The 12,034-nt window shown below is 75.8% G+C and carries 9 protein-coding genes; 5 read left to right on the top strand and 4 right to left on the bottom strand.

The window, feature by feature from the left end; translation table 11 throughout:
* The first annotated feature begins 5 nt into the window (after window positions 1–5).
* The 5 genes from ACZ7JZ_RS22610 to ACZ7JZ_RS22590 all read left to right on the top strand — a co-directional run bounded on the left by ACZ7JZ_RS22610 (window position 6) and on the right by ACZ7JZ_RS22590 (window position 6,389).
* Window positions 6–1,004: a phosphoribosylaminoimidazolesuccinocarboxamide synthase gene (locus ACZ7JZ_RS22610; RefSeq protein WP_470942018.1), complete on the top strand. Its 999-nt coding sequence runs from the start codon at window positions 6–8 to the stop codon at window positions 1,002–1,004.
* Window positions 1,005–1,066: 62 nt separating this feature from the next.
* A complete protein-coding gene (locus tag ACZ7JZ_RS22605; RefSeq protein ID WP_470942015.1) occupies window positions 1,067–2,104 on the top strand; it encodes a beta-ribofuranosylaminobenzene 5'-phosphate synthase family protein in 1,038 nt (345 codons plus the stop codon).
* A gap of 18 nt (window positions 2,105–2,122) precedes the next feature.
* Window positions 2,123–3,547 (top strand): adenylosuccinate lyase, encoded by a 1,425-nt coding sequence (gene purB / locus ACZ7JZ_RS22600; RefSeq protein ID WP_470942009.1) that lies wholly within the window; start codon window positions 2,123–2,125, stop codon window positions 3,545–3,547.
* A 47-nt stretch (window positions 3,548–3,594) separates the two neighbouring features.
* Window positions 3,595–5,235, top strand: a complete 1,641-nt coding sequence (locus ACZ7JZ_RS22595; RefSeq protein WP_470942006.1) for an FAD-dependent oxidoreductase — start codon at window positions 3,595–3,597, stop codon at window positions 5,233–5,235.
* Window positions 5,232–6,389: an NAD(P)/FAD-dependent oxidoreductase gene (locus tag ACZ7JZ_RS22590; protein WP_470942003.1), complete on the top strand. Its 1,158-nt coding sequence runs from the start codon at window positions 5,232–5,234 to the stop codon at window positions 6,387–6,389. The genes ACZ7JZ_RS22595 and ACZ7JZ_RS22590 overlap by 4 nt, the downstream gene beginning before the upstream one ends.
* Before the next feature lie 276 nt (window positions 6,390–6,665).
* Here ACZ7JZ_RS22590 and ACZ7JZ_RS22585 read toward each other — a convergent pair whose 3' ends face one another.
* The 4 genes from ACZ7JZ_RS22585 to ACZ7JZ_RS22570 all read right to left on the bottom strand — a co-directional run bounded on the left by ACZ7JZ_RS22585 (window position 6,666) and on the right by ACZ7JZ_RS22570 (window position 11,919).
* A complete protein-coding gene (locus ACZ7JZ_RS22585; protein WP_470942000.1) occupies window positions 6,666–7,835 on the bottom strand; it encodes an amidohydrolase family protein in 1,170 nt (389 codons plus the stop codon).
* Between the two features lie 52 nt (window positions 7,836–7,887).
* A complete protein-coding gene (locus tag ACZ7JZ_RS22580; protein ID WP_470941998.1) occupies window positions 7,888–9,276 on the bottom strand; it encodes an LLM class flavin-dependent oxidoreductase in 1,389 nt (462 codons plus the stop codon).
* A gap of 4 nt (window positions 9,277–9,280) precedes the next feature.
* Window positions 9,281–10,363: an LLM class flavin-dependent oxidoreductase gene (locus ACZ7JZ_RS22575; protein WP_470941996.1), complete on the bottom strand. Its 1,083-nt coding sequence runs from the start codon at window positions 10,361–10,363 to the stop codon at window positions 9,281–9,283.
* A gap of 269 nt (window positions 10,364–10,632) precedes the next feature.
* Complete coding sequence (locus tag ACZ7JZ_RS22570) at window positions 10,633–11,919, bottom strand: transposase domain-containing protein (protein WP_470941993.1); 1,287 nt, start codon at window positions 11,917–11,919, stop codon at window positions 10,633–10,635.
* Window positions 11,920–12,034: the final 115 nt, after the last annotated feature.

Genomic DNA, 12,034 nt, shown 5'->3' with positions numbered 1-12,034 from the left:
AGCCGATGAAGCGCTGGTCCACCAAAGACCTGTACACACTCACACCGCCCCGCGACGGCCGGCCCGGCGACGGCATCCTGACCTTCACCGACCGGTACTCCGTCTTCGACTTCGGGGTCATGCCCGACGAGATCCCCGGCAAGGGCCGGGCCTCCTGCGCCATGGCGGTCCGCTCCTTCGAGCTGATGCACGAGGCGGGCATCGGCACCCACTTCACCGAGCAGGTCTCCGACAACGCGATCCGCATCAAGCTCCTCGACATCGACTTCGAGGGCGCCCGGGAGCGCACCGGGCCCGGCGGGATGATCCCCCTCCAGGTGGTCTACCGCAACGCCCTGCCCCGGGAGTCCTCGGTGCACCGCCGGATCGCCGCGGGCCGCCTCGACCCCGCGCTCGTACCGCCGCGGCGCGAACCGGGCTCCCCCTGGCTGGCCTCCGTCATGGTCGAGTTCACCACCAAGTTCGAGGAGACCGACCGCTTCGTCACCCGCGAGGAGGCCGCCCGCGTCGGCCGCGTCGACCCCGGCGGGCTCACCCGCATCGAGGAGCTGACCCGGCGCCTCGCCCCGGTGCTCACCGCCCACTGCACCGCCCTCGGCCTCGAACTCGTCGACGGCAAGGCCGAGTACGGGTTCGACGCCGACGGCGAGCCGATCGTCATCGACCACGCCGGCACCCCCGACGAGAACCGCTTCTACTTCGAGGGCGCCCCGGTCTGCAAGGAGCTGCTGCGCCACCTCCACCCCGGGCTGCGCGAGCGCGTGCAGCAGCACATCCGCGAGGGCCTGCCCCGCGACCGCTGGCCCCGCCCGGAGCCGCTGTCCGCCGACGCCGTCGCCGCCACCTCCGAGGTGTACGCCGCCCTCACCGCCCTGTGGACCGGCCGGGACCGCGCCGCATCGGACGGGGCTTCAGGATCCGCCGCGCACGCCCGACTCGGCGCGGCCGTGGGGGAGTTCACCAAGGCCACCGGGGCCGACCTGGGCGAGCGGACCGGACTGTGACCGGCCGCGGCCACGATCACCACCACGACCACGACCACGACCACCGAGGAGGAGGCGCCGCCGTGGCCCCCGTACCCCCCGCCGCCGTACGGGTCACCGCCCCCGCCCGGCTCAGCTTCACCCTCATCAGCCTCGACGCCACCTCCATGCGCCGCAACGGCATCGCCGCCATGGCCGTGGACCGGCCCGGACTGACCGCCGAGGTGCGGGCCGCCGCCGACGGGGTCACCGAGGTCACCGGGACCGCCGAGGAGACCGCCCGCGAGGTGGCCGCCGCCGTCGACACCCTGCGCAAGCAGTGGGACGGCCCCGCCGCCCGGGTCACCGTCAGCCGTCCGCTGCCGCAGCACAGCGGCTTCGGCTCGAAGACCAGCACCCTGCTCGCCGTCGGCCACGCCTACGCGCAGCTGTGCGGCCGGGACCCGGACCTGCGCGCCCTCGCCCGCACCCTGGGCCGCGGCCGGACCTCCGGGGCCAGCACCGGGCTCGCGGAGCACGGCGGCTTCCTCGTGGACGGCGGGCACCGCAACCCGCCCGGCTTCGCCGCCGACCCGGGGGCCTACCTGCGGCCCAGCCGGTTCGCCCAGGAGGTGGACCCGCCCAGGCCGGTGGTCCGGCTGGACTTCCCCGACTGGCCGGTGCTCGTCCTGATCACCCGCGGGCGCCACCTCGGCGGCCGGGAGGAGCTGGACTGGTTCCAGCGCACCACCCCGATCCCGCCCGAGGAGTCCTGGCGGACCTCGCACCTGGTCTTCATGGGCCTGGCCCCGGCCGTCCTGGAGCAGGACTACGAGGCCTTCTGCGCGGCCGTCGACGAGATCACCTTCACCGGCCACTTCAAGCAGGCCCAGATCGCCTTCCAGGGCGGGGCCGTCACCAGCGTGCTGGACGCCGGGCGGGCCGCGCCCGCGATCGACGCCATCGCCCTCAGCGTCACCGGCCCCGCCTGCTTCGCCTTCACGCAGCGGCCCGAGGAGGCCACCGCCTGGGCGGAGGACCTCCGCCGCCGCGGGCTGGTCACCGACTTCTGGTTCACCAAGGCCAACAACAGCGGCATCACCACCACCGCGACCGGCGCCAGCGCCGCCCGCCCGTCCTAAAGACCCGGAAAGAGTGCGATGAACGCCAACATCCCCGACGTCCTTGCCGCCCGCTACGCCTCCCCGGAGATGACGGGCCTGTGGTCGCACGAGTACAAGATCGTGCTCGAACGCCGGCTGTGGCTGGCCGTGCTGAGCGCCCAGCGCGAACTCGGCATCGAGGTGCCCGCGCAGGTCCTCGCCGACTACGAGCGGGTCGTCGACACCATCGACCTGGACTCGATCGCCCGCCGCGAGCAGGTCACCCGCCACGATGTGAAGGCCCGGATCGAGGAGTTCAACGCCCTCGCCGGCCACGAGCACGTCCACAAGGGCATGACCTCCCGGGACCTCACCGAGAACGTCGAGCAGCTCCAGATCCGCGACAGCCTCGTCCTCGTACGCGACCGCTGCACGGCCCTGCTCGCCCGCCTCGGCCGCCTCGCCGGAGCCCACACCGGGCAGGTGATGGCCGGCCGCTCGCACAACGTCGCCGCCCAGACCACCACCCTCGGCAAGCGCTTCGCCACCGTCGCGGAGGAGGTCCTCGTGGCCTTCGCGCGGCTGGAGGAGCTGATCGCCCGCTACCCGATGCGCGGCATCAAGGGCCCCATGGGCACCGCCCAGGACATGCTGGACCTGCTCGGCGGCGACCGGGCCCGGCTCGGCGAGCTGGAGGACCGGGTGGCCGCCCACCTCGGCTTCAGCCACCGCTTCACCTCCGTGGGCCAGGTCTACCCGCGCTCCCTCGACCACGAGGTGCTGGGCGCCCTCGTCCAGCTGGCCGCCGGGCCCTCCTCGCTGGCCCGCTCCATCCGGCTGATGGCCGGCGACGAGCTGGTCAGCGAGGGCTTCGCCGAGGGCCAGGTCGGCTCCTCCGCGATGCCGCACAAGATGAACTCCCGCTCCTGCGAGCGGATCAACGGGCTCATGATCGTCCTGCGCGGGTTCGCCTCCATGGCCGCCGAGCTCGCCGGCGACCAGTGGAACGAGGGCGACGTGTCCTGCTCCGTGGTCCGCCGGGTCGCCCTGCCGGACGCCTTCTTCGCCCTGGACGGGATGCTGGAGACCCTGCTGACCGTCCTCGACGAGTTCGAGGTCTTCCCCTCCGTGATCGAAGCCGAACTGGAGCGGTACCTGCCGTTCCTCGCCACCACCAAGATGCTGATGGCCGCCGTCCGGCTCGGCGTGGGCCGCGAGGCCGCCCACGAGGTCATCAAGGAGCACGCGGTCGGCGCCGCCCTCGCCATGCGCGCCGAGGGCGCGGACAACCTGCTCCTCGACCGGCTCGCCGCCGACGGGCGCTTCCCCCTCGACCGCGGGCAGCTCGACGCCCTCCTCGCCGACCGCATCGGCTTCACGGGGGCGGCCGCCGACCAGGTGGACGAACTCCTGGCCCGCATAGGCAAGGTGACGGAACGCCACCCCGACGCAGTGGGCTACAAGCCGGGGCGGCTGCTCTGAACCGCTCGCGCACCCCCGTCCCCGTACCCGCACAGGAGGAGCTTCCCGTGTCCGGCACCGACGCGCCCGGGGCGCGCACGTACGACACCCTCGTGATCGGCTCCGGCGGGGCCGGGCTGCTCGCCGCCTGCCGCGCCGCCGACGCGGGCCGCCGCGTCCTGGTCCTGGAACGCACCGCGGTCCTCGGCGGCACCACCGCCGTGTCCGGCGGCATGGTCTGGGTGCCGGACAGCTCCGTGATGCGCGAGCACGGCCTGCCCGACTCCGCCGCGGACGCCCTGCGCTACCTGGAGCGGGTCACCGAGGGCGCGGTGGCCCGCGAGCGGCTCGAACAGTACGTCGCCACCGCCCCCGAGATGGTGGACTACCTGCACGCCAAGACCCCGGTCCGGCTCTTCCCGATCGACCGGCCCGACTACCACTCGGACTGGCCCGGCGCCCGCGACGCGGGCCGCACCCTCGACAACGTGCCCTTCCCCACCGCCGGCCGCCCCGGCCTCGTGGAGCGGATCCGGCGCGGCGAGCACTTCGACGCCGTCACCTACGACGAGCGCCACCGCTGGCGCTCCCCGGAGCTGTACGACCACGAGCTGGTCGCCCGCCGCCGGGCCGAGGGGGTCCTGACCGTCGGCGCCGCCCTGGTGGCCGGGCTGGTCGCGGCCTGCGACGAGCGCGGGGTGCAGTTCGCCACCGGGACGCGGGTCCGCGAACTCCTCCTCGAGGACGGCCGGGTGGCCGGGGTCCGCGCCGAAACCCCCGACGGGCCGGCCGAGTTCCGCGCCGCCGCCGGAGTGGTCCTCGCCAGCGGCGGCTACGAGTGGAACGACCGCCTCAAGCAGGCCTTCCTCGGGGTCGCCGACACCCGCCCCGTCAGCCCGCCCTGGAACCACGGCGACGGACTGCAGATGGCCATGGCGGCCGGCGCCGCCCTCGACGGCATGGACCAGGCCTGGTGGGTGCCCGCCGTCGGCGCCCCGGACTGGGAGTACGACGGGGCCCCGCTCTCCCGCCACCTGGTGGGCGAGCGCTGCCTGCCCGGCTCGGTGATCGTCAACGGGCAGGGCCGGAGGTTCGTCAACGAGGCCGTCAACTACAACGACATCACCAAGGCCTTCCTCACCTTCGACCCCACCACCCACACCCGCCCCAATGCCCCCGCGTGGCTGGTCTTCGACGAGGCCTTCCGCCGCCGCTACCCCGTCGCCTCCGTCCAGCCCGGGGACCCCGTCCCCGACTGGTTCCTGCGCGGGGACTCGCCCGCCGCCCTCGCCCGCGCCATGGGCGCCGACGCGGCCGGACTCACCGCCACCCTCACCGCCTTCAACCGGCATGCAGCCCGCGGCGAGGACCCCGAGTTCGGCCGCGGCACCACCAGCCACGACCGCTACTACGGCGACGACCGGCACGGCCCCAACCCCTGCCTCGGCCCCCTGGAACAGGCGCCGTACTACGCCGTCCCGGTCGGCCCCGGCATGCTCGGCACCAAGGGCGGGCTCGTCACCGACCCCGCCGGCCGGGTCCTGCGCCACGACGACACCCCGGTCCCCGGCCTGTACGCCTGCGGGAACGTGGCCGCCACCCCCATGGGCCCCGGCTACCCCGGCTCCGGCGGCACCCTCGGGCCCGCCCTGGTCGGCGGCTACCTGTGCGGGGCGGCCGTCGGCGCGGGCGGCGGGGCGGACGCGTGAGCGCCGGCCCGGGAGCAGCAGCAGTGGTGGTGGTCGGCGCCGGATCCATCGGCAGCTGCACCGCCCTCAACCTCGCCGAACGGGGCGCCCGCGTCGTCCTCGTGGACGGCGCCGACCCGGCGCGCGGGCTCTCCGCCCACGGCTTCGGCTGGGTCAACGCCGTCGACAACGGCTCCGACCCCTACTACGCCCTCACCTCCGAAGCCCCCGCGGCCCACGAGCGGCTCGCCGCCCGCACCGCCGGAGCGCCCTGGTTCCACCGCACCGGCAACCTCCACTGGGCCGAGGACCCGGCCGGCGCCGCCCGCCTCGCCGCCACCGCCGCGGGCTACCGGGCCCGCGGCTACCCCGTGGAGGAGTACGGGACCGCCCGGGCCCTGGCCGAGCTCCAGCCCGGGCTGGCCCTGGACGGCGTACACGGGCCCCTGTACCACTACCCGTCCGACGCGCACGTGATCAGCGACCGCTTCCTGGCGGCCGTCCAGGACCGCTGCCGCGCCCTCGGCGTGGAGATCCGGACCGGCACCCCCGTCACGGGACTGCTGCGCCGCGGGGGTGCGGTGCGGGGGGTGGTGCTGGGTTCCGGTGAGCGGATCGGGGCCGACACCGTCATCAGCTGCGCCGGGCGCGGCACCCGTGAACTCCTCGCCCACGCCGGGGCGCACGTGCCGCTCGTCGACCCGGGGCAGGAGGGACGCCCGGTGACCATGGGGCTGCTGGTCCGCACCAGTGCGCTGGGCGGGGAGCCGGGCCGGGTCCGGCGCATCCTGCACGCCCCCGACCTCAGCATCCGTCCGCACAGCGGGGGCCGGCTGGTCCTGCACTGCCACGACGTGGACCACGAGCTCGATCCGGCCCATCCCGACCCGGACGCGCAGGCGCGGACCGCCGCGGCGCGGGTCCTGGCCCGGCTGGACCGGGTCCTGCCGGGGGCGGGGGACGGGGTGGGGGTGGAGTCGGCGTTCGTGGGGGTGCGGCCGATGCCGGTGGACGGCCTGAGTGTGGTGGGCGGGGTGGTGCCGGGACTCTACGTGACCGTCACCCACAGCGGCCTGACCCTCGCCCCCCTCCTCGGCGAGATCGCCGCCGCGGAGGCCCTGGGCACCCCGTCCCCCCTGGCGGAGCCCTTCCGCCCCGACCGCTTCACCCCGTAGCCGGGTGCGGGTCCCGCTGCGCGGGGCCTGTTCCCCGACCCGCCCGTTCCCGTTCCCGTTCCTGGGGCTCCGCCCCAGACCCCGCGCCTCAAACGCCGGCGGGGCTGGATATCGCTGCACGTTGCCAGCTCAGGCGCGCCACATCCAGCCCCGCCGGCGTTTGAGGCGCGGGGGTGTGGGGGCGGAGCCCCCGCTACGGGAAGGGGCGGGCAGGGGAACGGCCCCGCGCAGCGGATGCGCGCGGGGCCGGGGTCGGGCGGGACGGCGTACGGCCGGTCAGCGCAGGAGGGCGGCCGGCCGCCCCGCCCGCGGGGTGTTGCGGCTGGCGAGGAACCGCGGCACCCCGTCCGTGACCACCGCAGAGATCCCCGGCACGTCACCCACCGCCATCGCCCCCAGCGCCGTACCCCCCGCCGACCCCCGCGGCGCGTCCATGACGACCAGGTCCGCCTCCGCCCCCACCCGCAGCCGCCCCGCCGCCAGCCCCCACACGTCGGCGACGTTCCCGGTGGCCAGCGCCCAGGCACGGGCCGGCTCCAGCCCGCCGAGCGCCGACAGCTCCACCAGGGTCTTGAGCACCGCCAGCGGCATGATCCCGAATCCGGACGGGCTGTCGGAGCCCACCACGATCCGAGCGAGCGCGTCCTCCTGCCGGGCCCGGTCCAGGATCCGCAGTGCGGCCCGCAGATTGCCCGCCTGCACCAGCTGGAGCGCCATCGGGCTCTCCGCCAGCAGGCGGTCCACATCGGCGTCGGGCAGCGCGGTCGGGCCCCCGTTGGCGTGCCCGCACACGTCGGGCGCCAGCGCCAGCAGGTCCGCGGCCCGCAGCGAGGCCGAGCCCGCCGCGCTCGCTCCCCCGCCGTGGCACATCACCACCAGCCCGTGGGCCTGCGCCCAGCGCACCTGGTCGATCCCCTCGGCGGCCTTCCCGTAGGCGCCGAAGCCGAACTTGGCCAGCCATACCCCGCACCGCGCAAGGTACGCGAAGTCCTCCTCGGTCAGGGTGGGTTCGAGCAGCACGTTCCCCGCGTGGACCCGCATCCCGCCGGGCCGGTACGCCTCGAAGCTGGCCCGGGCGGCCACGGCCAGCGCCTTGACCCCCTCGCGGTCGCGGGGCCGGCCGGGCACGTGCACCTCGCCCGCCGAGATGGTCCGGGTGATCCCGCCGTGGACGTACCCCTCCAGGTAGTCCACCGCCTTCTGCCGGGGGGAGTAGTCCCCGAAGGTGACGTGCCCGTGCGAGTCGATCAGGCCGGGGGCGACCGTGCCCCCGCCGGCGTCGAGGACCCGGTCGGCGGCGGCCAGGTCCGCGGCCAGGTCGGCGGCGCGGCCGACGGCGGTGATGACCCCGTCGGTGCACAGCACCGTGTCGGCGTCCTCGATCAGGGGGCGGGCGAGGTCGCCGGAGACCAGCGTCCCGGCGCCCGTGACGGCCAGAGTGGCCACCGGTTCACCTCTCTCTTTGTCAACTCGCGCGATCCGGAAGGGGGTTGGGGCTTCAGGGCGCCGGGCGGCGCGGCGGCGGCACCGGCAGCCCGAGGTGCTCGCGCAGGGTGCTGCCGGTGTAGTCCTTGCGGTAGAGCCCCCGGCGCTGGAGCACCGGCACGACCAGTTCCGTGAACGCCGTCACGGAGCCGGGCACGTACGCCGGGTAGATGTTGAATCCGTCGGCGGCCCCGTTCTCGAACCACTCCTGGATCATGTCGGCCACCTCCTCCGGATTGCCGACCACCGTGTACGAGAGCTCGGACGGGGTGGCGTGCACCAGGTCGCCGTACGTGATCGGGCGCGGCCCCCCGGGGGTGCGCCGGGTCAGCCGGGTGATCTCCGCCAGCCGCCGCACCCCCTCCTCGGACATCTGCGCCAGCACCCCGGCCGGCACCGCCGCCGCCAGGTCGGCGCCGCGCAGGTCCACGCCGAACACCCGGCTCGCGGAGGACAGGTTGCGCCGGTGGCCCTCACCGATCCCGCCCTTGCGGACCAGTTCGCCGGGCTCCTCCTCCGGGTCCAGGACCAGCAGGGAGTTGAGGAGGTCGTACAGCTCCACGGCCTCCTCCGTGGTCGGGGCCACCACCGGGGTCAGTCCGGGCAGTACGGCCACCTGCCCGGCCCGGCCGTGGCGGGCGGCCCGCGCCTTGATGTCGGCGTAGTACTCCCGGCGCAGCGCGAAGTCCGGCTGCGGCCCGGCGAAGACGATGTCCGCCTCGCGGGCGCTGAGCTCGCGGGCGTGGTCGGAGGTGCCCGCGTTGAACAGCACCACCTGCCCCTGCGGGGGGCGCCCGGTGTCCAGCGCACCGGCCACGGAGAAGAACTCCCCTTCGTGGAGGGCCTGTTCACCCTGCGCGCCGTCGCCCGCCCCGCCGCCGCTGCCCCCGCCGTCCGTGCTGTCCCACAGTGCCCGTACCGCGTCCAGGCACTCCTGCGCCCAGGCGTAGCGCTTGGCGTTGTCCCAGTGCTCCTCCCGGCCGAAGTTGTACGCCGCGGCCGCGTCGGCCCCGGTGACCAGGTTCCAGGCGGCCCGCCCGGCGCTGACCAGGTCCAGGGAGGCCAGCAGCCGGGCGAGGGAGTACGGGTCGGAGTACGTGGGGTTGGCGGTGACCACCACCCCGATGCGGCGGGTGGCGGCGGCGAGCGCGGTGGCCGTGACGTACGGCTCCAGCCGGGAGATCTGCGCCGGGTTGCTGTACTGGAGCCCCGGGTCGCAGGCCAGCCGGTCACCGAGGAACACGAAGTCGAACTTGGCGCGTTCGGCCTCCGCGCCGACCTCCTGGATCAGCTCGATGTCGTACGCGGCGTCCGCCCGGGCGTCCGGGTGGCGCCAGCCCGCGGCGTGCGTGCCGGTGGCCCAGAACATCAGGCCGAGGTGGAGCTGTCGCTCGGTGGGCATGGGTTCAGCCCCTTTCCGGGCCGGCGGCGGTCCGCTCGGCGATCCGCTCGGCGAGGTGGTTCGCGGGCCGGGTGAGCCCGTAGTGGCCGCGCAGGGTGTCGGCGGTGTACGTGGCCGGGAAGTGCCCGGCGGCGGTGAGCAGCGGCAGCACGGTGTCCGTGAACTCCGCGAGCGCGCGGGCGGCGGCGCCGTCCGGGCCGGGGCCGGGCTCGGGGAAGCGCACGGTGAAGCCGTCCACCGCGCCGCGGCCCAGCCAGGCGCCGAGCCGTTCGGCGATCTCGCCGGGGGTGCCGTCGAGCACGGCCCGCTCCCGGTCGGAATCCGGTGCGCCGGCCTGCTCGCGCAGGGCGCGGGCCTGCGCGGCGGTGGCCGCGACGAAGGGGGTGACCACCCCGAGCCGGGGCCGCCCGCCCGCCGCCGCGGAGCTGAGCGCGGAGTCCGGGTTCCCGGCGGTCAGCACGTCGGCGTGGGCGGACACCAGCGGGTCGGCGGCGTCGGCGAGGACGACCGGGTGCCCCTGGGGCGGGCGGACCACGTTCAGGGGGCCGCGTACGCGCAGGGTGCCGCGGTGGTCGAGGACGTGGACGCGGGAGGGGTCGATGAAGCGCCCGGTGGCCTTCTCGTGGACGAAGGCCCCGTCCTCCCAGGTGTCCCACAGGTCGCGGACCACGGGGACGAACTCCCGGGCCCGGTCCTCCCGGCCCGCGGCCGGGTCCGCACCCTCGCGGCGGTGGTTCGCGTCCGAGTCCGGATCGGGGCCGGTCACCACCCGCCAGCCCGCGCGCCCGCGGCTGGCGTGGTCCACCGAGGCCACCATCCGGGCCAGGTTGTAGGGCTCGTGGTAGGCGGGGGCGGCCGTCATGACCAGGCCGATCCGGCGGGTGTTGACGGCCAGCAGCGAGACGCCGACCAGGGCGGCCGGGGACCCGGACGCGGACCGGCCGGGCCCGGTGGCGGTCCGGTCGCCGAGGACGAGGTGGTGGACCCCGGCGGCCTCGGCCTTCCGGGCGGATTCGAGGAGGAAGCGGGTCGGGTCGCGGTGACCCGCCTCCGGTAATTCGTAACCGAGGAGCATTCCCGTGCTCACGTGGCGCCTCCGACAGGCCGACGAGGAATGGCAGGCGAGAAGAGAGTGGAGAAGCGAACGAATGAAGACGAACGGGTGAGAAAGAAAGGAGGAATGGTGAAAGGGAAAGGAGGTGAAGGAGTGGGGGACGTCAGGGTCCGCGGGCCGCGGCCGGCTTCGCGCTCGGGCGGCGGGACCGCGCACGGTGCGGGGGCCGCGGGAGCAGGCGCTCCGCAGCACCGGCCGTACCGGACACAACTCGCCGGAAGCTAACACGATCTTCGAGCGGCCTACAAGCGTCCCCCGGGGGCCGTGCGCAGGGTTCCGGCCACGGCCGCGCCGCCCGCGGCGCACTCCCGTACCGCCGCCCGCAGTTCGCGCTCGTCCGTGATCAGGCCGTGGACGGCGTGGTGGACCAGCAGCATCGCCCAGATCTCCTGCTCGACCAGTTCCGGGCCGCGCGAGCGCAGCAGTTCGACCGCGGTGAGCCCGCCCGCGAGCACGTCCTCCACCATGTCCGCGAGCCCCCAGCGGCCGCGGTGCACGCGGATCAGCTGGGCCGCCCCGGCCTCCTCCGGGGTGAGCAGCGTGGTGATCAGCCGCCGGTCCGGCCCGCCCCGCCCGTCCGCCGGGTACGGGATCACCCGGACCGGGACGGGCGGGGCGGCCGGGGCCTCGGGCTCCGCGAGCCGCGAGAGGTAACTGCCGTCCGCGAGCGGCTCGTCCACCGGCAGCGGCCACTGCGGTCCGGCCCGCCAGAGCAGGTCGGCCCGGGTGGCCGCCTGCTGCCACAGGCCCACCGACAGGGAGTCCAGCTCGGCGAGGAGCAGGCTGCCGCGGGGTACGGACGGCAGCAGCTCCAGGGCCAGGGCGGCGGCCCCGAGGGCCGGGGGCCCCACGGCCGCGTCCAGGACCGCGTGCGCCCCGCTGTGCCCGAGGGCCACCAGCAGCACCTGCGGGGCGGGCGCGGGGGAGGCGGGAGGGGCGGGAGCGGCAGCGGGGGAGGGGCCCGCCCCGGGACACGGCCCGGCAGCGCGGCCGAACCGCGCCCGGTTCGCCGGGGTGTCGGGCACGCGCAGGGCGAGCGCGTCGAGCGTGAGCACCGTACCGGCCGCTGCGCCCGTACCGCCGCCCGTACCCCCCGCCCCGCCGCGCCCGCCCGGTCCGGCCGCCCGCCCCGCCCCGGGGGCCGCCGGCGCGGACAGCGGCACGGCCCGCGGGGCGACCGTGCGGAACAGCAGCCGCAGCGGGGCCGCGCCCAGCCGCTGCCGGGCCTGCGCGAGCGCCGAGGGGGTGGGCATGCGCCAGCCGCGGGCCCACCCGTGCTTGCGGGACAGGCCGCCCATCAGCCGGCGCAGCACCTCCTCGTGACCGGCGGAGGGGTACAGCCACATGGCCAGGGCGTGATAGACCATCGTCCTGGCGGAGAGCCTGCGCGCACGCTGCTCGGTGCGGCCCGCGGCGGCCACCGCCTCGTCCACGAGGGCCGGAGGGAAGGCCCAGGTCAAGATCCCGACGGTGATGCCGTCGGCCGGGCGGCGGGGTTCCGCCGAGGCCGTACGACCGGTGTGTGTCATGTCCGGGCCTCCCTTTCCGATGAGGACGCTGGGGTCTGGGGGGTGTGCGGGCGCGCGGTGCGTGCCCGGAGCGCGGCCGCAGCACCGGTACGCGCCCCGCCTGCCGCGCTGCCTC

This window comes from Streptomyces sp. NPDC038213, assembly GCF_055600495.1.
Note: the sequence above shows the minus strand (reverse complement) of the source record. Positions and strands in the feature narration are given on the sequence as shown.

Coding starts and splice junctions, on each gene's coding strand:
- ACZ7JZ_RS22610 (WP_470942018.1), top strand. CDS start 6: ATGAAGCGCTGGTCCACCAAAGACCTGTACACACTCACACCGCCCCGC.
- purB (WP_470942009.1), top strand. CDS start 2,123: ATGAACGCCAACATCCCCGACGTCCTTGCCGCCCGCTACGCCTCCCCG.
- ACZ7JZ_RS22580 (WP_470941998.1), bottom strand. CDS start 9,276: ATGCCCACCGAGCGACAGCTCCACCTCGGCCTGATGTTCTGGGCCACC.
- ACZ7JZ_RS22570 (WP_470941993.1), bottom strand. CDS start 11,919: ATGACACACACCGGTCGTACGGCCTCGGCGGAACCCCGCCGCCCGGCC.